The organism is uncultured Thiodictyon sp. (genome assembly GCF_903946935.1).
Taxonomy (GTDB): Bacteria; Pseudomonadota; Gammaproteobacteria; order Chromatiales; family Chromatiaceae; genus Thiodictyon.
The window spans coordinates 1-18862 of the sequence record NZ_CAJAXH010000247.1 but is presented as its reverse complement, the minus strand read 5'-3'; the positions used below and the strand labels follow the sequence as shown (position 1 = coordinate 18862).

21 protein-coding genes are annotated in these 18862 nt (G+C 66.3%); 8 read left to right on the top strand and 13 right to left on the bottom strand.

Going from position 1 to position 18862, the window contains the following annotated elements; translation table 11 throughout:
• Window positions 1-173 precede the first annotated feature (173 nt).
• Window positions 174-488 (bottom strand): (2Fe-2S) ferredoxin domain-containing protein, encoded by a 315-nt coding sequence (locus QZX93_RS21795; RefSeq protein ID WP_295390158.1) that lies wholly within the window; start codon window positions 486-488, stop codon window positions 174-176.
• Between the two features lie 307 nt (window positions 489-795).
• On the opposite strand from QZX93_RS21795, the gene QZX93_RS21790 reads away from it, so the two are divergent.
• On the top strand, window positions 796-1983 hold the full coding sequence (locus QZX93_RS21790; protein ID WP_295390157.1) for a (Fe-S)-binding protein: 1188 nt from the start codon (window positions 796-798) through the stop codon (window positions 1981-1983).
• Window positions 1984-2064: 81 nt separating this feature from the next.
• Window positions 2065-2709 carry a 2-polyprenyl-3-methyl-6-methoxy-1,4-benzoquinone monooxygenase gene (gene coq7 / locus QZX93_RS21785; RefSeq protein ID WP_295390155.1) on the top strand — a complete coding sequence of 215 codons (645 nt, stop codon included), beginning with the start codon at window positions 2065-2067 and terminating at the stop codon, window positions 2707-2709.
• An 11-nt stretch (window positions 2710-2720) separates the two neighbouring features.
• On the opposite strand, the gene speD is transcribed toward coq7, so the two are convergent.
• The 3 genes from speD to QZX93_RS21770 all read right to left on the bottom strand — a co-directional run bounded on the left by speD (window position 2721) and on the right by QZX93_RS21770 (window position 5433).
• The gene (gene speD / locus QZX93_RS21780) at window positions 2721-3560 is read right to left on the bottom strand and encodes an adenosylmethionine decarboxylase (RefSeq protein WP_295390153.1); all 840 of its coding nucleotides are present in this window, start codon (window positions 3558-3560) and stop codon (window positions 2721-2723) included.
• A gap of 81 nt (window positions 3561-3641) precedes the next feature.
• Window positions 3642-5024: a hypothetical protein gene (locus tag QZX93_RS21775; RefSeq protein WP_295390151.1), complete on the bottom strand. Its 1383-nt coding sequence runs from the start codon at window positions 5022-5024 to the stop codon at window positions 3642-3644.
• Complete coding sequence (locus tag QZX93_RS21770; RefSeq protein ID WP_295390150.1) at window positions 5017-5433, bottom strand: OsmC family protein; 417 nt, start codon at window positions 5431-5433, stop codon at window positions 5017-5019. Before QZX93_RS21770 ends, QZX93_RS21775 begins: the two co-directional genes overlap by 8 nt.
• A gap of 169 nt (window positions 5434-5602) precedes the next feature.
• On the opposite strand from QZX93_RS21770, the gene crp reads away from it, so the two are divergent.
• The 3 genes from crp (at window position 5603) to QZX93_RS21755 (ending at window position 8741) form a co-directional block, all read left to right on the top strand.
• Window positions 5603-6256 (top strand): cAMP-activated global transcriptional regulator CRP, encoded by a 654-nt coding sequence (crp, locus tag QZX93_RS21765; protein WP_295390148.1) that lies wholly within the window; start codon window positions 5603-5605, stop codon window positions 6254-6256.
• Window positions 6257-6296: 40 nt separating this feature from the next.
• On the top strand, window positions 6297-7595 hold the full coding sequence (locus QZX93_RS21760; protein WP_295390145.1) for a PilT/PilU family type 4a pilus ATPase: 1299 nt from the start codon (window positions 6297-6299) through the stop codon (window positions 7593-7595).
• Window positions 7596-7685: 90 nt separating this feature from the next.
• On the top strand, window positions 7686-8741 hold the full coding sequence (locus QZX93_RS21755) for a PilT/PilU family type 4a pilus ATPase (RefSeq protein ID WP_295390143.1): 1056 nt from the start codon (window positions 7686-7688) through the stop codon (window positions 8739-8741).
• On the opposite strand, the gene gspD is transcribed toward QZX93_RS21755, so the two are convergent.
• The 9 genes from gspD to gspG all read right to left on the bottom strand — a co-directional run bounded on the left by gspD (window position 8738) and on the right by gspG (window position 16677).
• Entirely contained in the window at window positions 8738-11083 is a 2346-nt protein-coding gene (gspD, locus tag QZX93_RS21750; RefSeq protein ID WP_295390141.1) for a type II secretion system secretin GspD, read from the bottom strand. The genes QZX93_RS21755 and gspD overlap by 4 nt on opposite strands.
• Window positions 11064-11804 carry a hypothetical protein gene (locus QZX93_RS21745; protein WP_295390139.1) on the bottom strand — a complete coding sequence of 247 codons (741 nt, stop codon included), beginning with the start codon at window positions 11802-11804 and terminating at the stop codon, window positions 11064-11066. Before QZX93_RS21745 ends, gspD begins: the two co-directional genes overlap by 20 nt.
• Window positions 11801-12406, bottom strand: a complete 606-nt coding sequence (gspM, locus tag QZX93_RS21740) for a type II secretion system protein GspM (RefSeq protein ID WP_295390137.1) — start codon at window positions 12404-12406, stop codon at window positions 11801-11803. Before gspM ends, QZX93_RS21745 begins: the two co-directional genes overlap by 4 nt.
• Window positions 12403-13503, bottom strand: coding sequence for a PilN domain-containing protein (locus tag QZX93_RS21735; protein WP_295390135.1), 1101 nt, complete (start codon window positions 13501-13503; stop codon window positions 12403-12405). The genes gspM and QZX93_RS21735 overlap by 4 nt, the downstream gene beginning before the upstream one ends.
• A 183-nt stretch (window positions 13504-13686) precedes the next feature.
• The gene (locus QZX93_RS21730; protein WP_295390133.1) at window positions 13687-14640 is read right to left on the bottom strand and encodes a type II secretion system protein GspK; all 954 of its coding nucleotides are present in this window, start codon (window positions 14638-14640) and stop codon (window positions 13687-13689) included.
• Complete coding sequence (locus tag QZX93_RS21725; RefSeq protein ID WP_295390131.1) at window positions 14598-15344, bottom strand: prepilin-type N-terminal cleavage/methylation domain-containing protein; 747 nt, start codon at window positions 15342-15344, stop codon at window positions 14598-14600. The genes QZX93_RS21730 and QZX93_RS21725 overlap by 43 nt, the downstream gene beginning before the upstream one ends.
• A gap of 2 nt (window positions 15345-15346) precedes the next feature.
• Window positions 15347-15757 (bottom strand): type II secretion system protein, encoded by a 411-nt coding sequence (locus QZX93_RS21720; RefSeq protein ID WP_295390129.1) that lies wholly within the window; start codon window positions 15755-15757, stop codon window positions 15347-15349.
• On the bottom strand, window positions 15754-16239 hold the full coding sequence (locus QZX93_RS21715; RefSeq protein WP_295390128.1) for a GspH/FimT family pseudopilin: 486 nt from the start codon (window positions 16237-16239) through the stop codon (window positions 15754-15756). Before QZX93_RS21715 ends, QZX93_RS21720 begins: the two co-directional genes overlap by 4 nt.
• Before the next feature lie 9 nt (window positions 16240-16248).
• On the bottom strand, window positions 16249-16677 hold the full coding sequence (gene gspG, locus QZX93_RS21710; protein WP_295390126.1) for a type II secretion system major pseudopilin GspG: 429 nt from the start codon (window positions 16675-16677) through the stop codon (window positions 16249-16251).
• Window positions 16678-16994: 317 nt separating this feature from the next.
• On the opposite strand from gspG, the gene QZX93_RS21705 reads away from it, so the two are divergent.
• The 3 genes from QZX93_RS21705 to QZX93_RS21695 are packed head-to-tail and all read left to right on the top strand — an operon-like array spanning window position 16995 to window position 18728.
• Complete coding sequence (locus QZX93_RS21705; RefSeq protein ID WP_295390124.1) at window positions 16995-17555, top strand: cytochrome b; 561 nt, start codon at window positions 16995-16997, stop codon at window positions 17553-17555.
• Between the two features lie 11 nt (window positions 17556-17566).
• Window positions 17567-18127 carry a YceI family protein gene (locus tag QZX93_RS21700; RefSeq protein ID WP_295390122.1) on the top strand — a complete coding sequence of 187 codons (561 nt, stop codon included), beginning with the start codon at window positions 17567-17569 and terminating at the stop codon, window positions 18125-18127.
• Window positions 18128-18152: 25 nt separating this feature from the next.
• Window positions 18153-18728, top strand: a complete 576-nt coding sequence (locus QZX93_RS21695; protein WP_295390120.1) for a YceI family protein — start codon at window positions 18153-18155, stop codon at window positions 18726-18728.
• Window positions 18729-18862 lie beyond the last annotated feature (134 nt).

Below are 18862 nucleotides of genomic sequence, written 5' to 3'. Positions count from 1 at the left end.
CTCACGAAGGTTCACGCACGGGGCCTCGGACAGTAAGGGGACCGACGTGCTTTATACCCGGGCCACCTGGCGTTGTCCAGTGTTGCGGACAACCGCCGGTTGCAACAGAGAGTCCTGGCTAGAACGGTTCCGCCCTGAAGATCCGCCGCCGCGGCGCCGTGCGCCGACCGCCGTCAGCCCGGCAACCGCAAGCGCGCGACGATCTGGCCGCCGATCAGGTGACGGGTCAGAATCTCGTCCAAATCGTCCTGATTTGCATAGGTATACCAGACCGCCTCCGGGTAGACCACCACCACCGGTCCCTCGGCACAGCGGTTGAGACAACCGGCGGTGTTGATCCGCACGCCGCCCGGGCCGGCCAGGTTGAGTTCCTTGGTGCGGCGCTTCAGATAGTCGCGCAGGTCCGCGCTGCCGCTGCCGCCGCAGCAACGCCGGCCCTCCTCACGCTGGTTGGTACAGAAAAAGACGTGATGCCGGTAGTAGGACATTGGAATCCTCCGTTACTTTAAGGTGGCGCGCACGCGGGCGGCGCCCGCCGCGAGAGGTTACCATGTCCGCACCGGCACGTCGGCAGACCGCGCACACCCCACTCCCCGGCACCCTTGAAGAACCAATGTCTCACGCCAAGGCGCCAAGCTCGCCAAGTTTTGTTACTACGCGATCGGCGGATGGCGCTGCATCTGCCGCGCGGACTGGATGACCTCGGCACTCTGTTGTTTTTTTTGGCGCCTTGGCGCCTTGGCGCCTTGGCGTGAGAAATTACCGCACTATCGGTTAACCGCCACCAGGATCGACGTGCCCCCAGACCAACTCCTTACACTCGCCGACCAGTGCGTCAAGTGCGGGCTCTGCCTGCCCCACTGCCCCACCTTCATGCTGCTTGGCAATGAGGCCGATTCGCCGCGCGGGCGCATCGCCCTGATCCAGGGCTGGGCCAGCGGGGGACTCGCCATGAGCCCGGCCCTGGCCCGCCATCTGGACGGCTGCCTGGGCTGCCGCGCCTGCGAGGCGGCCTGCCCGTCGCTGGTCGCCTACGGCCGGCTGATCGATGGCGCCAAGGCGGCGCGCCTGGACGCCAAGCCGGCGTGGCGCCGGGCCTGGCGGCGGCGCTGGTTGGCCGCGCTGTCGGATGCCCGATGGACCGCGGCGCTAGCCCGCGCGGCCCAGGTCTACGAGCAGTCGGGAGCCGCCCGGCTGGCGGAACGGCTCGGCTTGGCCGGACTCCGGGCGCTGCGGCCGCTGCATCGGTTGGCCCGGGCCATCGCCAAGACCGCGGCGCCGATCCCTGGCAGCGACGGCGCGGCGGTAGACCTGGAGCTCTTCGTCGGCTGCATGGGGGACCTGGCCCAGGGACGCGCCGTGGCGGCGACCCGCTCCCTGCTCGGACGCATCGGCCTGCGGGTGCGGGTCCCGGCGACCCCGACCTGTTGCGGCGCACTGCACCAACACAATGGGCTGCCGGCCGCCGCGCAGCGGCACCGCGCCGCCAGCGCCCGACACCCGGGGGACCCGCCGCTGGTGGGACTGGCCAGCGCCTGTGTCGCTGAACTGCGGGGGGCGCCGGGTAGCGCCGACACCCAGGAGGTCTGTGACTGGCTCGACCGGCTGCCGGCGCTGGATGGACTCGGGTTCAGACCGCTGGAGCGCCGGGTACTCGTCCATGAGCCCTGCTCGCATCGCCACCTGCCGGGGGGCAATCGCGCGGTCTACCGGCTGCTCGCGCGCATCCCGGGACTCAGCGTCGCACCGCTCCTGAACAATCGGACCTGCTGCGGCGGCGCCGGCACCTACCCGCTCCAACAGCCGGACCTGGCCGCGGCCCTGGTTGTCGACAAGCTCGCGGGGCTGCCCGCGTGCCCACCGGACCTGATCGTCACCACTAACCCCGGCTGCGCCCTGCACCTGATCGCCGGTCTGCGGGAGGCCGGGCTGGCCATCGAGGTCTGTCACCCGGTGGAACTGCTCACCAGACAGGCCGAGTGATACACTGTATCGGCTGAACCAATCCTCGCCACCGGCCAGCATCGCGCCCCCAAAAGACCACTCGATACCCGAGGCAAACCGATGACGAATCGTCACTACACCCCGGTCGACCGGCTGCTCCAGAACGTCGACACGGCACTGCGCACCCTCTTCGGCCACCCCCTGGGCACGCATCGACCCTACCCGGCGGAGGCCCTGGACGAGGTCGCGCTCGACGAGCAGGAGCGCCGCCACGTCGCCGCCCTGATGCGTATCAATCACACAGGCGAGGTCTGCGCCCAGGCCCTCTACCAGGGCCAGGCACTCACCGCACAACTGCCGGAGACGCGCCAGCGCATGGAGCGCTCCGCCCGGGAGGAGAACGACCATCTCGTCTGGTGCATGAACCGGATCGATGAGTTGCAGGGCCGCGGCAGCCTGTTGAACCCGCTCTTTTTCGCCGGGTCCTTCGCCATCGGGGCCGCCGCCGGGTGGGCTGGGGATCGTTGGAGCCTGGGGTTCGTGGTCGAGACCGAGCGTCAGGTGGAGGAGCATCTGACCGATCACCTGGATCGGGTCCCGGAACGCGATGAGCGCACCCGCGCGATCCTCGAGCAGATGAAGGTGGATGAGGTCCACCACGCCCAGGTCGCCAAGGCGGCGGGCGCCACCCCGTTGCCGGCGCCGTTACGCAGCGCCATGCGCCTGGCCTCGCAGGTGATGACGCGCAGCGTTTATTGGCTTTAGGGGGCGCGCCGCTACCCCATAAACTCCAGCTCTCGCACCAGGTTGCAGCCGTAGAAGATCTCCGAGAGCTCGCGGCGCAAGAGCTTCTGGATACGCTGGCACTGCGACCGGGCCAGGTCCTTCTCCTCGATACAGAAGAGATAGTCGTCGAGCTGGAACTGCTTCAGGACCATCTTGGTGTGGAACAGATTTTCCTGGTAGACGTTCACGTCCACCATCTGGTAGCGGTCCTTGGTGTCGCGCGACAGGTAGTTCTGGATGGAACTGATGTTGTGGTCGATGAAATGCTTGCGCCCGGTCACGTCACGGGTAAAGCCGCGCACCCGATAGTCCATGATGACGACATCAGACTCGAAGGAGTGGATCAGATAATTCAGCGCCCGCAGGGGCGAGATGCGCCCGCAGGTGGACACATCGATATCGGCCCGGAAGGTACTGATACCGGTGACCGGATTGCTCTCCGGGTAGGTGTGTACCGTGATGTGGCTCTTGTCGAGATGGGCCACCACGGCGTCCGGGAGGGGGCCGGACTTGGCGCGCGGTCCCGGCTTGGCAAAATTGTGCAGTTGTTGGGCGACCAGCGGCTCTTCCGAGATCAGCATGGTGACCGAGGCGCCCTGGGGGTCGTAGTCCTGATGGGCGACGTTGAGTATGTTGGCGCCAATGATCTCCGCCACATCGGTCAGGATGACGGTCAGGCGCTCGGCGTTGTAAGCCTCGTCGATATACTGGATGTAGGCCTCGCGCTGGGCCTCGGAGTCCGCATAACAGACGTCATAGATATTGAAGCTCAGGGTCTTGGTCAGGTTATTGAAGCCCTGCAGCTTCAGTTTCTTGAGGCCGGTCGACATGATAAGGGACTCCTATGGGCGCAACCGCGCATCCTAGCAGCCACCGACGGGCCGCCGCCACCGCTTCGACACCCGCTCGCCTCAACAGCCGCCCAACACCCCGATACGCGCCTCCTGCCAGAGGTTTGGGCCGAGCCCATAGCGCAACACCAGGGGCAAGGGGATCGCCCCCTGGGCGACCAGCCGATCATGGAAGTCGCGCTCGGCGTCCCCGGCGCCCGCCCCCACCGCGTGATGCTCGCGCGCCTGCTCCAGCAACTGCCAGCCGAGTACACCCGCCAGGGCCTCGCCCGGGTGCCGGGCCAGTTGCGCCAGCCGCGCGTCGGCCGCCGCGCCCGCCAGCCCATGGTGGCGCAGGCGCGCCAACGCCCCATCGCAGGCGATCCGTCCCGTATGCAGGTCCAGATCGAGCCGGGCCAGCAGGAGCCGCTCGCGCTCCGCTGCCAGTCCCGGCCGGGCCCCCGGGCAGACCCCGGCCAGACGATGACCGAGGTAGAGGTGCCAGCCCATCGCCAACGAGGCGTCGTTGGCCAGCCGGCGCGGCAGTCGGTGCGCCAGTGCCGGGTCGGTCACGGCGAAATGGTGGCGACCACCACAGCCGTCGGCGAACCGCTGGGCTGGCCGCGCGACCGGTTCCGGGCGACTCGGCGGGTCGGCCAGGGCCAGTTCCGCGTGCTCAAGGGCGCGCACGATGGCCGCGTAGCCCGGCGCCGCAGCGCTGTCGCCCTCACCATCGGCGAGTTCGCAATCGATAAAATGGAGTCCGCGCAGCCGCGCACTCAGATGCGCCCCCCCACAGCCCAGCGCCCCCCGGGCACGGGGGGCCAGGTCCTGGGTGAGACAGTGTCGATAGCCGGCCAGCGCCGCGTCGGCGCCCGCTTGCAGCACGTCCGACTCAGGACGCCCCTGGGCATAGCGCTGCCACCAGGGATGGCGAGCGAGTTCGCGCAGGGCGCTGCGCATCCCCTGCACCTCGGCGGCGGCCACACGCAGCAGGGGCGGGGCCAGGCAGTCCGCCGCCGTGCGCAAACGCGCCTGGGCCCGGCGCAGGTGCTCGGGGAGCTCGCGCAAGAGGCGCGCCAGGGTGTCGCCCCAGGCATCGCCCAGGTCCTCGGCCGGCCCCCAGGCAAGCCACGCCAGCACGGCGGCCGGCAGGTAGCGCTGCGGGTCGAGATGACGCCAGTCGCCCTCACCAAGTTCCCGATGCTCGACCCGCGCGGCCCCGGCGAGTAACTCCCAATCCAGTTGCCGATCGGCGTCCAGCGCGGAAAAATCGAGCGCTTCGAGGCCCAGGAGCAGTTCCTCTAACCAACCCCGCAGGGCGGCAAGGTCGTCGTCGCCCTGGGGCGGCAACAGCCGCCCGGTCACCGGGAGCCCGGTCTGCAGGGCCAGGTCGGGGTGGTAGTGCAGCCACACCGCGTAGAATTCCGCGGTGAGGGCATCGAATTCGGCGACATCAGGCATCGCGACACTCAAAGTCGTGGGTGATCGTGGCGGTCGCGCCCAGCATGATCGACGCGGAGCAATATTTCTCGGCGCTGAGCGTGATCGCACGCTCCACCTGGCGCGGGTCGAGCGCGCGGCCGGTCACGATAAAATGGGCGTGGATGCGGGTAAACACCTTGGGGTCGGTCGCGGCCCGCTCCGCCGTCAGCTCCACGACACAGTCCGTCACCGCCTGGCGGGCCTTGCGCAGGATCAGCAACACATCGAACTGGGTACAGCCGCCCATGCCGATCAACAGCATCTCCATGGGACGCACCCCGACATTACGCCCGCCCAACTCAGGCGGACCGTCCATGACCACACCATGCCCGGAGCCGGACTCACCCAACATGGCAACCCCATCGATCCACTTCACCCGCGCCTTCATTTCAGCCCCCGCGACGATCGAACCAGGGCGCCTGCCAAGGCCAGGCGCCACCCTTAGCGCGGGAGGCTACCATAGTTCGACCGGGCCAACCGCCGTTCGACAAGACCCACCGCCTTGCCTAGAATCCAGCGTCAAGCCCGCACCTCCACCCGCCGCCGCACCAGAATCTATGACCATGCCGCTCCATCCACAAGAAGAACCAGGTTGGTTAAAGCCCTTCCTGTCATTCTGCCACACTAAATCTTATGATAAAAATGTTGATTTTATCCGCGTCGGCGAGCCCGCGGAGAGCCTCTATTACCTGATCGAGGGCTCGGTGGCGGCGGTCATTGAGGACGAGGACCGCCGCGAACTGATGTTGGCCTACATCAACAAGGGTGAATTCATCGGCGAGATGGGGCTGTTTTTCCCCCAGAATACCCGCAGCGTCAATGTGCGCACCCGGGTCAAGTGCAAGGTCGCGGAGATCTCCTATGTGCGTCTGGACCGGCTGCTCGACACCGAACTCCAGCCGGTCGCCAAGGCCTTCCTCTATGCGATCGGCCTGCAACTGTCCCAGCGCCTGCGCCAGACCAGCTCCAAGGTCGGGCGCTTGGCGTTCCTGGATGTCACCGGCCGCATCGCCAGCGCCCTGCTCGATTTGTGCAAACAACCGGATGCCGCGACCCATCCTGACGGGATGCAGATCCGCGTCACCCGTCAGGAGCTCGGGCGCCTGGTCGGCTGCTCGCGGGAGATGGCGGGGCGGGTGCTCAAGAGCCTGGAGGAACAGGGACTGGCCAGCGTGAAGGGCAAGACCATCGTGGTCTTTGGGACGCGCTGAACCCGCTTTATGCTATTCGACAACCAGACGGGAGACCCCCATGGACCGCCAAGAAGCGACGAAATTCATGCTCGACTGCCTGCGCACCATGCTGCTGCGCAAGGGCTCCGACCTCTTTATTACGGCTGACTTCCCCCCCGCCTGTAAGATCGACGGGCGGATGACGCCGCTCAGCGATCGCGCGCTCAACAGCGCGCAGACCAATGTGCTGGTGCGCGCCATCATGAATGACCGCCAGGTGCGGGACTACGAGGCCCATAAGGAGTGCAATTTCGCCATCAACCCCCAGGGCATCGGGCGCTTCCGGGTCAACGCCTTCATCCAGCAGGGGCTGTCGGGGGCGGTGCTGCGCACCATCACCAGCACTATTCCTGAGTTGGACGACCTGCTCCTGCCGCCGATCCTGAAAGAGCTGATCATGACCAAGCGCGGCCTGATCCTGGTGGTCGGCGGCACCGGTTCGGGCAAGTCCACCTCGCTGGCGGCCATGATCGGGCACCGTAATCAGAACAGCTACGGCCACATCATTACGATCGAGGACCCGGTGGAGTATGTCCACCCGCACCGCAATTGCTTGATCACGCAGCGTGAGGTGGGGGTCGACACGGAGAGCTGGGACGCCGCCCTGATGAACACCCTGCGCCAGGCCCCGGACGTCATCCTGATCGGGGAGATCCGCGCCCGCGAGACCATGGAGCACGCGATCAATTTCGCCGAGACCGGTCACCTGTGCCTCTCCACCCTGCACGCCAACAGCGCCAATCAGGCCCTGGACCGCATCATCAATCTATTCCCCGAGGAGCGCCGGGTGCAGCTGCTGATGGACTTGTCGCTGAACCTGCGGGCGATCATCTCCCAGCGGCTCCTGCCCTGCACCAACGGCGGGCGCATCGCCGCGATCGAGATCCTGATCAACTCTCCCTTGATTCAGGACCTGATCTTCAAGGGCGATGTGCATGGCATCAAGGGCGTCATGAAAAAGTCCCGGGAACAGGGGATGCAAACCTTCGACATGGCCCTGTTCGCACTCTATGAAGACGGCAAGATCAGCTATGAGGACGCCATGCGCAGCGCCGACTCCATGAACGAGTTGCGGCTCGCCATCAAACTGGAGGGACACGAGGCCCAAGGCAAGGACATGTTTGGCGACATGGAGGCGTTCTCGATCGCCAAGGAGGGCGATGAGGACGGCGGCACCGAGTCGATCGCCTTCGGGAAGTCCGGCGCGGCGGACGGCAGCCGCAGGACGCCCTTCGGCCAGACCACCGGCATGGCCTTGGAGAACAGTAAAGTAGAGGTGTATCACCAACCCGGGATCGCCAAGAACAAGACGATTTGAGCCCGCATGAGACCCCTCACTGCAAACCCCAGGCCCGGCGACCGCATCGGGCGGTGCCCCGCCTGGCCCCGCCGCACCGGAGACGCTTGATTGGACATCACCCCCTATCTCGAGATGATGCTGCGGCACACCGCCTCAGACATCTTCTTTACCCCAGGCACCCCGGTTCGGATCAAGATCGACGGGGTCATCCGTCCGATCGGCGATAGCCCGGCCTCACCGGAGTTCTGTCGCGAGGCGGTCCTGTCGATCCTGGACGAGGAGAAGGCGCGCATCTTCGCCAGCGAGTGGGAGGCGGACTTCGCCATCGCCCTGGGGGATCGTGCGCGCTTCCGGGTCAATGCCTTTCACCAGCTTGGACAAGCGGCGATGGTGCTGCGCTATATCCCCGCAGGCATCCCCACCGCCGCGGAACTGGGCCTGCCACCGATCCTGTCACAGCTGATGACACACAAGCGCGGCATCATCCTGATGGTGGGCGCGACCGGGTCGGGCAAGTCCACCACCCTGGCGGCCATGGTCGACACGCGCAACGCCGCCGCCCCGGGCCACATCCTCACCATCGAGGACCCGGTGGAGTTCGTCCACCCCCACAAGCAGTGCATCGTCAATCAGCGCGAGGTCGGGGTTGACACCAAGAGCTACGGGGCGGCCTTGAAGAGCTCGCTGCGCGAGGCCCCGGATGTGATCCTCATCGGCGAGATCCGCACCCGCGAGACCATGGAGGCGGCGATCGAACTGGCCGCTACCGGGCACCTGGCCATCTCGACCCTGCATGCCAACAACGCCCACCAGGCCCTGGAGCGCGTCATCAACATGTTTCCCCAGGCACTGCATAAGACGCTCTTCCTGGACATCTCGCTCAACATGCGCGCGATCGTCTCCCAGCGCCTGGTGCGCACCGTCAGCGGTAAGCGCGCCGCGGCCATCGAGGTACTGGTCAACACCCCCCATATCGCCGACCTGATCCGCGGCGGCCGCGTGGATGAGGTGGTGGAGGCCATGCAGGGCAGTAGCGAGGGCGGCATGAAGACCTTCGACGACGCCCTGCTTGAACTCTTCCGGGCCGGGACCATCAACTTCGACGAGGCCCTGGCCAATGCCGATTCAGCCCCCAATCTCGAGGCCAAGATCAACTTCGGCTAGAACTTGAACTGCAATCCGCGCACCCGGCTGCGGAAGCTGTCATTGACCGCCTCGATGTCCTGGTCACTGGCAATGACCTTGGGTGTCAGGATGACTACGAGCTCAGTCCGATTGGCATTCTTGGCGCGCTCACCAAACAGGGGGCCGAGATAGGGCACGTCATAGAGACCCGGTATCCCCTGCTTGCCGTCCGAGTGCTGGTCTTGGATCAACCCCCCCAGGACCACCGCCTGATTGGAGCGCACCGCGACGGTACTCTTGATCGAGCGCGTCGAAAAGGTGGGGGTATTGTTGGTGCTGGCACTGGCCACCTGGCTGACATCCTGCTTGATCTCCATCTGCACCAGCCCGCCCGTGGTCACGTGCGGCGTGACCTCGAGCATCACACCCGTGTCCTTATAGGAGACGCTATTGAGTACGTTGGCGTTCGCACTCGTCGTGCTCTGCTGTTGCTGGGTGGTCACCGGGACCTGCTGACCGACCTGGATCTTCGCTTGCTGGTTATTGATCACCATGACCGAGGGGGAGGACAGGACATTGACCAGATTCTGGTCAGCCAAGGCGTTCAGGGTGGCAACGATCGTGCCTGGCCGTGCAATCACGGTCCAGTTGAAGCCAGGAAAGGCGCCGGCGGCGCCCCCCATGGCGGCGGTAGCGACGGTGTTGACACCGCCCGCGGCGCCATTGAGCCCCAGCATGCTCAAGAACCCCCCGCTCTTGTTGCCCTGGGCATCGGTGGTGCCACCGTAGCCGCCCTTGAACCCCCACTCGATTCCGTATTTTAAGTCGCCCACCAGGCTGACCTCGATGATGGTCGCCTCAACCAATACCTGCAACGGCACGAGATCGAGTTGCTTGAGTGCGTCCAGGATCTTTTTGTAGTCTTTGGGGTTCGCCCGCACCAGGATCGTGTTGTTCACCTCATCGGCGACCACGCTCACCGGCGAACTCATCTCGAAGTTATGCGCTTGGGCGTGCTGACCGCCCGCCCCACTGGCCCCGCCCGGCACCCCGGACCCGCCGCCACCACTATTGCCCAGTCCGCCACCGAGCCCACCACTGGACCCACCACCAGACCCACCGCCGGACCCGCCGCCCAGCCCGCTCCCCATTTGGCCGATGACCGCCCGTGAGCCGATACTCGATGAGCCGAGCCCCGGGGCGACCCCGCCCACCGATGACCTGCGCTCTTTACCCTCGCCATTGAAGAGCTGGCCAAGCACATCCGCCAGGTCCTCGGCCTTCCCGTGCTTGACCCGGTAGACGAACAGCCGCTCGGCCGCGCTGCCGGTCGCCTCCGCCATATCCAACCGCTCAATCCAGTTGCGCGCCTGTTGGATGTAGCTCTCTTGGGGCGAGATCACCATCAAACTGTTGGAACTCTCCACGGGGACGAAGCGGAACAGGCCCTTCATCGGGTTCCCCGAATCGTCGGCCAAGAGCCCTTCGAGCTGGGTCACCACGTCCTTGGCCTTGGCATATTCGAGCACAAAAAACCCCACCGAGAGCCCCTTCATCCAATCCACGTCAAACACCTTGATAGTGTCGATCAGATTGCCCATCTCCGGGCCGGTGCCGGCGATCACCAGCAGATTGCGCAGGGTGTCTACGCGAATGATACTGCCCTCCGGGGCCATCGGCTGGAGGATGCGGTTCATCTCATCCGCACTGATATATTGGAGCGGCACGAGCTGAATGCTGTAGCCCGTGGGCAGGGCGCGGGTCGACTCCCCGAGCTGCGGGACCAGGTTGCCCTGGATCGCGCTGGCGATGGGCACCACCTCATAGGTCCCGGACTTGTAGACGATAGCCGCGTTGTTCATCCGCAGCAGGGTCTCCAGGGTCGGAATCAGGTGTTCGCGGCGCAGCGGCCGACCGGTCTGGAGCGATGCAACACCTTGCACCGCCGGACTCAGCACATAGTTGACCTGGAGCAGGTCGCCCAGGATGACCTTCACCACCTCGCGGATGTCGGTGCCGTCGAAGTTCAGCGTCACGTCACCCGGGCTGGTGTCCACGGTGGGGCCGCTGATGCGCCGCACAAAGGTGCCGGTGCCCCGCTTCACCGAGTCGACCGCCTTATGGGTCTTATCGTCACCGAGTGCGATACCCTCACCCTCACCCTCGCCCGGCCCCTGGGCGGTGGCCCCGGACGCGGTCGTCCCCGGAACGTGGCCGGTCAGGTGGCCGGTGGCGTCGCCGATCTTGACCGTCGGGTCCCAGTAGCTGCGCCCGCAGCTCACCAAGCCCAGCACCAGCAGCAGGATCGGAAACAGCGTGGACCTGGAGCGGCTCCCGGGTCGACGGCTAACGCGGCAATGGCTATGGTGGTCGAGGTGCATTCGGTCTCGGTTGGGGCAGTAATGACGATGGCGGCGCGCCTGGCGGATTGGCGCCAGGCATCGGCGTTCGCTGGGGTCCGCGCCCGGCGATACCGGGTGGGCGCAGTGCCCCGGGAACTGGGCGCACGGGCACTCCTGGGCGCACGGGAATGCCTGGACGCGTCGGCGAGGTTGGATGCGCCGTCGCCGGGGGGGGGCCGGGGGGAGCTGCACCAGGTGGTGCGGGTTGGCCCGCAGCAAAATTGAGTAATAGTAGCTCATGTGTCTCCCCCTGTCGCTCAAACACGAGGCGATCGGCCAGGATGGCCTTGACCGACCAACCGGCCTGCTCGTCACCGAGCCGCAGGCGCTTGAGTGCGGGGTCGCTCGGATCCTTGATCCAAGCCGAGGTCACCTCGGGAGAGATAAGGACCGCGGTGAGGTCCAGTCCGTCCAGGGAACCGGTCTCAACGGTAGCGGGCGGCGGCTCGGCGCTCGGGGGCGGCGCCGGCTTGCGCTGGGGTCGAAACAATGGCCGCTCGGCGATCCCGGCATAGGCCTCCTTGCTTTCCGGCAGGGCTGGCGCGGTCGGCAGCCCCGCCGTCGGATCCGCGCCCGCCGCCGCACCTTGGGCGGCCCCCGGCGGCACCACCGGCGACAGCGGTCGCGGCCAATCCCGCCACTGCATGAGCAGTACGCCAGTCAGGGCGAGGCTCACCGCGAACAGCGCGGCCTTGATCAAGTCTTTCCACCCAAGGCAAATCCGAAGACATCCAGGCGCATGGTCAATTCACCGATCTCGATGGCCGGCGGGCGCCGCACCGGCCCCGCCGACGCCGGCGCGTCCGGACGGGCGGAGGAGCGAATCGAGACCTGCTCGACGAACAGGAACGGACGCGCCTCCTCGAGTTGGTAGAGAATCTCGAGCAAGGTGTCGGTGGAGCCCTGGATCTGGACCCGCAGGCGCACCCGCGCCGGCTGCTCCGTCTTCTCTTCGGGCAACAACTGAGTGCTGATCAGGCGGCCGCGCGCGGCGGTGACAATGTCCTGGACCGTGCGCTGCAAGGTCGCGCCGGCCAGCGCCGGGGTCGGGGCATCGAAGTAGAAGGCCTTGAAGTCCTGATTGCTATTGACCTGCTCCAGTTCGGCTCGCAACCCGGGCAGGGTGGCGATCAGGCGCTGATAGCGCCCGAGTTGTTCGGCACCGCCGGCGATGGCCGTATCCAGCCGCCCGACCTGTTCCAGCCAGGGAATGGCAACCGCAGCGATCAACAGCGCGGGTAGCAACACCGCCGCGGCCCACACCAGCATGCAGTAGCGCTTGGGGGGGGCGGACTGGGTCATGGCCGGTCAGGCGGGCTGCGCTTGTAGCTGAAGGCCAGGTTGAAGCGCTCCTTGCCGGTCTGGGCCACCTGGGTCACGGGGGAACGGAACGACACCCCGCTGATCCCCGGCGCCCCCTCCAAGAGGCCGATCAAGGCCGTGGCCCGGCCGGATTCGCCGCGCAACTCGACCTCGCCGTTCTGGTATTCGAGGCTCTGCACCCAGGTATCGTCGGGGATGCGCGCCGTCAGTTCACGCAACACATCAAGCATCCGGGGCAGTTCCCACTTCTGGCGCAGCACCTCGGTGCTGCCGCGGCGTGCCTGCTCCAATTCCTGGCGGACCTGATCCACCTGCACCGCCTGAACGCGGGCCTTGCGGACCGCCGCCTCCAGCGTTTCCAGGGTCCGGGCCTTTTGCCACAGGGGCGTCGCCAGCACCGCCACCCCCAGAAGCAAAATCAGGCCCAGCAACAGCTTGGACGGATCGAGCAGCGGCTGACGGCGGCGCGGACGCTCCGCCGGGGCCAGGAGGTTGGCCTGGGGCCAGGCCCCCTCCCAGGTCACTTGGTCGACCGGTGAGCCGGCCTCCCGCAGGCGCTCGAGCCAGCCCTCGACCAGATCGCGACGGGTCAACGCCAGGTCGAGCGTGAGGCGGGCCTCACCCTTGCCGCCGCCGATCAAGCGCGTGTCGTAGACCACCTGCTCCGGCCGGAAGGGCGAGAGCCGGTCCAACTCAAAGCGCAGGACCTGGGCCAGATTGTCCCGGACCTGGGACGGGAGTGAGGTGCGGCGACTCAACACCGCGCCCGCCGGGAGCATCAGCACGGTCCGGTGCGGCTGGCCCTTGGCAGTTGCGGCCACGGGCCCGGGCAAGGGCTCCCGCCCGTCGATCTCCAGGGTTCCCAGCGCCTCCCGAGACTCACCGGCCACCAGCTCCAATTGCGCGCTGGGGCCGTCCGCGACGATGATCAGACGCCGATCGCGTCGCGCCAGATAGCGTCGGAGCACCCCTGGCAGGCAGGCGACAAAACGCTCCCCGGACACCCCCGGGGTAGCGGACCCGGGGCGCCACGACAGCGCGCCAGGCGGCAGTTTGAGAACATCGAGCAGGGCCATGGGAGGGCTACCGAGCGGCCTGGACGCAGCCATTAATCCGTAAACAAGCGAATAACATCATTTGCCTATGCAGATGACCGCGCCCGCGCACCACGCGATCGACTGGGTGGATACAAGGCATTTAACCCATTGTACCGGTTCGCGCCCGAGCGCGCATGTCGCGCACGGACGCGGCACCCGGGATCATCCGGCGGGCGGCAGCCCCGCCACCAGCCCGAAGCGCCGCCAGCGCACCGGGTTGGCCGGGTGCTGGGTGTCCACCAGGGCCTCCATGGCCCGGACCGTCCCCACCGACCCTTGCTCCCGCACCTGGATGCGATAGAGCGGTCCGCCCCGGCCGCCGGCGCCCGGCGATGCCTGGGCGTCGCGGTCCTGCACCTGGAGCTGCGCCGCGTCCAAGGCAATGCCTTGCAGGGCGGCGAGCACCGCCGCCGACGCGAACGACTGATCCACCTGATCGCCCTCGGTATCGACCGTCACCTCCGGGGCCAGACGCTGATAGATCGCGCGGCTCACGCCCAGCACCTGCTGTAGTTCCTCCACGGCAACAAAGGGGGCGTCCTTGGCCCCCAGCGCCCGGCCGGCAGCCGCATAGTCCGGGTCCTCCGCACCATTCAGGAGCTTTAGGTCATCCGGGTCGCGCCAGTCGAGAATGGCGTCGGCGATGGCCAACGACTCCTCCTCCCCGACCCCAAGTGCGACCAGCAGCGCGGACAGCACCGGGGCGGTCGCCTGATTCAGGTTGATCCGGGACTGTTCGTTGGACACGGCGATACTCAATTGGTTGCCGTCGAACACCCAGGTCCTGGGCGCCCCGTTAGGGAGCCAGTCCGCGGTATCGACCCCGCCGCCCGGCGTTTGAGCACTCCCCAGGCCGCCACCGACGATCTGCGTCGGGGTGAGGAAGGTGCCGACGGTATAGACGATGGCCGCCTCGGCCAAGGCCCGGAAGCGGGCATCGGCAATGACATTCTCAGTCAGCGCGGTCTCGGTGCGCTGCGCGGCGGTCATTCCCACCGCCATGACCGTCAGCAGGGTGAGGACCCACAGCACCAGGACCAGGGCGATGCCGCGACGCGCGCCGCGGCGGCGCCTCAGGCGCGCGGGCTGGGCAGGGCGACGATCAGGTCCGGCCATGTTTGATTGACCGTGGTCAGGTGAATACGGATGAGGTCCGGGGGCCGGGGCTGCTCCAGCCATTCCTGGTGCCAATCGGGGTCGCTCTCCCCCGCCAGAACCCCATAATAGTTAATCACGAGTCCATCCATGCCCTCCAGCAACAGGGTCCGCCCGAAGGCCCCGGCCGCCGCGTCCTGGTCCAGGGGGACGCCCGCCAAGGCCCGCGAGTCGTTCTTGAGCGGCTCCCATTTGGGCACGCCGTCTAGCTTACCCTCCAGCACCTCCGGGTGCATCAACCAACGGGTCAGGATCAGGTCCCCCCGGCGCCCGGCCCCCTCCACCTCGAGGCGCAAGACATAAAGCCCCGGGACCCCGACGTGCTCCGACAGCGGGGCCGCAAACTCAACGCGCCGCACGTCGCCGGCAAAGACCGGGACCAGCGCGCCGTCGAACGTCAGGCTCACCGGGCGGGCCTGGGTTAGCGCACGCACCAGAAACCCCTCGGCGAGCCGCACGGCACCGACACGCTCGGCGGTGGCGTCAACCAGGTCCCAGGCGCGGGTGCCCACGCGCAACCCGCTAAACAAGAGCAGGGTAATCAGGGCGACCATCGCGAGCGCGATCAGCAACTCGACCAGGGTGAAGCCAGGCGCCGCGCACCTGCGCGGGGTACCTGCACCCGGATCGCGGACACGGCTCAAGAGAGACAATAGGGCCGACATCCCTATTGCACCTGCGTCAATCGCAGGGTGCTCAGGCTCAGACGGCGCGCCCGGGAGCCGTCCCGCCACAGGACGGTCACCGTGACCCGATAGCCGGCCACCGGTAGCACGCCGACGGTCATCCCCGGATCGCTTGGGGTATCGCTGAACGGAAAGGCCACGATGCCGAGTTCCCAGGTAAAGCCGTCTTCCGGGTCGCCGGAGACCGTGCCCTCCGTGAGCGGGATGGCACTGCCCACCGCGGCCAAACGCGCCTGCGCGAGCGTCACCGCCCGGCTGTACTGGGCCGTGGTGATGGTGGTGGTGGTGGCGCGGGAGAAGATCTGCATCAAGACCCCGAGCGACACGGCCAGGATCGCGAAGGCGACCAGGACCTCCAGCAGTGAGAATCCGCGTTGCCACCGCCCACTCATTTGTCTGCCCACGGTGCCAGCCGCACCCGCCCGGTGAGCCAGTTGACCCCGACCTGGTAGCCGGATCGCACATCGGCGCGGGCCAGCACGACGACCCCGCCGGTGGAACTGCCGTCAGGAAAGAAGCGGATGGCCCCACGATCCGCATCGATCTGCTCACGCACCGCCGCATTGAGCCGCAAGCGTATCCGGTGCGGCAGGGTGACGATGCCCCGGCCCGGGCCCTCCAGCGTCCGCTCCTCGACATTCACCACCAGCGCGGCCTCCGCCCCGGTGCGGATCGCGGTCTCGCGCACGAGCCGCAGGCTGGCCGCGGTGCGCCGCGCCGCGGCCTTGAGCTCGACCCCGGGGAACACCGCCGAGATCAGTGGCGGGACCGCCGCCATCAGCACGGCGGCGATGGCGAGCACCACCAGCAGCTCGACGATCGTGAAGCCCCGGCGCGGTGCCGCCGCGACGCGCGGGCCGATCCTGCCCGACACGGCGGGCGGTCAGTCCCAGCTCTTCACGTCCGCGTTCTCGCCCTCGCCCCCCTCGCGATTGTCCGCGCCGAGGGTCCAGAGATCGACACCGCCGTGCTCGCCGGGGAACTTATATTGATACTCGAAGCCCCAGGGGTCCTTAGGCACCACGCCCTTCTTGAGATAGGGGCCGTTCCAGTTGGCCACATTGCCCGGTTTGGCCACCAGGGCCTCCAGCCCCTCCTGGGCGCTCGGGTAGCGACCGGTCTCCAGCCGGTACAGGTCCAGGGTGGCCACCAGGTCCTCGATCTGCAGCTTGGCCGTCTTGGTCTTGGAGGAGCCCAGGAACTTCATGACCTGGGGCCCCACCAGACCGGCCAGGAGTCCGAGGATGGCGAGCACTACCAGCAGTTCGACCAGGGTAAAACCAGCGGCGCGCTTGGAAACGAACGGGGACATGGCAAGACCTCAGAAACGGCGGAATTGGCCGATCATTCTATGCCGGTCAGCGGCCGGTGGCGAGATTGCTACGATGGCCGCGAGGCGTGGGCCGCGACGCCGAAAACCGCAACCGCCCGCCAAGGACCCACGCGCGCCCCCACTGGAGCGCCGCGCACGCCGACCCGCGGCAACCGGTGCGGCCGCTGCGCCGGCCGATTGTTGCGCTTGTGGCAACAGTAAGTTGGCGTTTACCGCCTATTTCCCACTGCCATGCTCGGCTACAGTCGGTCCAGCGCCAATGCATGCGGCGACTGAGCACCACGAGGACGACGAACATGAGCCACAGCTATACCGCCACCGCGAAAACGCTGCACTGGCTGATCGCGATCATGATCCTGGGCATGCTGGGACTGGGCTTTTACATGCACAACCTGCCCCTGTCGCCGGAAAAACTGCAACTGTACTCCTGGCACAAATGGACCGGGGTGAGCATCTTCCTTCTGGTCATTATACGGCTGGCCTGGCGCGTGACCCACGAACCCCCGCCCCTGCCGGCAAGCGTCCCGCGGCTACAGCAATGGCTTGCCCATGGCGTCCATCTGGGGCTGTATGTGCTCATGCTCGCCATTCCACTATCGGGCTGGCTCATGAGTTCTGCCAAAGGCTTTCAGACGGTGTGGTTCGGGGTGCTGCCGCTGCCCGATCTCGTGGCCAAAGACAAGGCCTTGGGCGACCTCCTGCTTACCGTACATCTGAGCCTCAACTTGCTGCTCGTCACCCTCCTGCTCGGCCATGTCGGCGCCGCGCTGAAGCATCACTTCATCGATAAGGACACTATTCTCACGCGCATGCTGCCAAGTTTCATAGCAAGGCCTCCAGATACCACAAACCCATAGCAGTAACGACGATGAAACGACTCGTACTCGCCTTATCGCTGAACGCTGGGCTGGCCCCGGCCGTCCATGCCGTCGAATACACCAAGGTCCAGGTAGACCAGAGCAGTATCACCTTCACCTACACCCAGATGGGTGTGACCATGGACGGCCGCTTCAAGGACTTCACCAGCCAGTTGAGTTTCGATCCGGCGCAGCCCGCGCAGGCCAAGGCAACGATCAAGGTCGCGCTGGCCAGCATCGCTACCGGCACCACGGAGGGCGATGACGAAGTGGCTGGTAAATCGTGGTTCAACACCAAGGCCTTCCCGACCGCGCGCTTCGCGTCAAGCAGCGTGAAGGCGCTCGGCGACCAGCGCTATGAAGTGGCTGGCCAACTGACCATCAAGGGCAAGACGCAGGCTATCGCGATCCCCGTAAGCCTCACGCCACAGGGTAGCGCCGGTGTATTCGCCGGCAGCTTCACTATCCGCCGCGGCGACTTTTCGATCGGCGAAGGGTCTTGGTCAACCTTCGATGTCGTCGCCAATGACATCAAGATCAGCTTTAAGCTTACTGCCGTGACCGGCACTTAACCCCAACCTGAACCGGAATAGCACCATGAACCCATTCGCCAAGCACGCCGCCGCCATCGTCATTGCCATTGCAGCCGCCCCGGCATTGGCCGCGCCCGAGACCTACAGGGTCGACCCAAACCATACCTTCGTCCACTTCTCCTATAATCACTTGGGTCTGTCGACTCAACTCAGCCGCTTCAACGCGCTCAGCGGCACAGTGATACTGGACCAGGAGGCGCAGACCGGTTCGGCCGATATCACGATCGACACCAAGTCGGTCGACACCGGCTCGAAACTCTTCAACGAGCACATCCAGGACCCCGACTTCCTCGACACCGGCAAGTATCCGACCGCGCAGTTCAAGTCCACCAAGGTCGTCTTCAAGGACGACCGGCCGGTGACCGTCGAAGGCGATCTGACGATCAAGGGCGTCACCAAGCCGGTGACCCTGGAGGTCAACCACTTCGTCAACATGCTACACCCGATGGCGAAAAAGCAGGCGCTCGGCGCCGACGCCAGTGTCGTCATCAAGCGCAGCGAATTCAATGCCGGCAAGTACGCCCCATTCGTCGGCGACGACGTGACCATCACCGTCTCGCTCGAGGCCATCAAGGGCTAGTACCGCAGGATGAAAGTGCTCGGACCATGTCAAGCTAGGCTGCCAACGGCTTGCCTTGGTAGGTCCAGCGGAATGGTTTGGCCATTGTCTTGTTGAAATAGTCGATGAAGTTTTTGATTTTCTGGCAAAGGTCG

Excerpts from the sequence above, each read along its gene's own strand:
- QZX93_RS21795 (WP_295390158.1), bottom strand. The coding sequence starts at position 488 with ATGTCCTACTACCGGCATCACGTCTTTTTCTGTACCAACCAGCGTGAG.
- coq7 (WP_295390155.1), top strand. The coding sequence starts at position 2,065 with ATGACGAATCGTCACTACACCCCGGTCGACCGGCTGCTCCAGAACGTC.
- speD (WP_295390153.1), bottom strand. The coding sequence starts at position 3,560 with ATGTCGACCGGCCTCAAGAAACTGAAGCTGCAGGGCTTCAATAACCTG.
- QZX93_RS21775 (WP_295390151.1), bottom strand. The coding sequence starts at position 5,024 with ATGCCTGATGTCGCCGAATTCGATGCCCTCACCGCGGAATTCTACGCG.
- QZX93_RS21770 (WP_295390150.1), bottom strand. The coding sequence starts at position 5,433 with ATGAAGGCGCGGGTGAAGTGGATCGATGGGGTTGCCATGTTGGGTGAG.
- crp (WP_295390148.1), top strand. The coding sequence starts at position 5,603 with ATGACCATGCCGCTCCATCCACAAGAAGAACCAGGTTGGTTAAAGCCC.
- QZX93_RS21760 (WP_295390145.1), top strand. The coding sequence starts at position 6,297 with ATGGACCGCCAAGAAGCGACGAAATTCATGCTCGACTGCCTGCGCACC.
- gspD (WP_295390141.1), bottom strand. The coding sequence starts at position 11,083 with ATGCACCTCGACCACCATAGCCATTGCCGCGTTAGCCGTCGACCCGGG.
- gspM (WP_295390137.1), bottom strand. The coding sequence starts at position 12,406 with ATGACCCAGTCCGCCCCCCCCAAGCGCTACTGCATGCTGGTGTGGGCC.
- QZX93_RS21735 (WP_295390135.1), bottom strand. The coding sequence starts at position 13,503 with ATGGCCCTGCTCGATGTTCTCAAACTGCCGCCTGGCGCGCTGTCGTGG.
- QZX93_RS21730 (WP_295390133.1), bottom strand. The coding sequence starts at position 14,640 with ATGGCCGGACCTGATCGTCGCCCTGCCCAGCCCGCGCGCCTGAGGCGC.
- QZX93_RS21725 (WP_295390131.1), bottom strand. The coding sequence starts at position 15,344 with ATGTCGGCCCTATTGTCTCTCTTGAGCCGTGTCCGCGATCCGGGTGCA.
- QZX93_RS21720 (WP_295390129.1), bottom strand. The coding sequence starts at position 15,757 with ATGAGTGGGCGGTGGCAACGCGGATTCTCACTGCTGGAGGTCCTGGTC.
- gspG (WP_295390126.1), bottom strand. The coding sequence starts at position 16,677 with ATGTCCCCGTTCGTTTCCAAGCGCGCCGCTGGTTTTACCCTGGTCGAA.
- QZX93_RS21705 (WP_295390124.1), top strand. The coding sequence starts at position 16,995 with ATGAGCCACAGCTATACCGCCACCGCGAAAACGCTGCACTGGCTGATC.
- QZX93_RS21700 (WP_295390122.1), top strand. The coding sequence starts at position 17,567 with ATGAAACGACTCGTACTCGCCTTATCGCTGAACGCTGGGCTGGCCCCG.
- QZX93_RS21695 (WP_295390120.1), top strand. The coding sequence starts at position 18,153 with ATGAACCCATTCGCCAAGCACGCCGCCGCCATCGTCATTGCCATTGCA.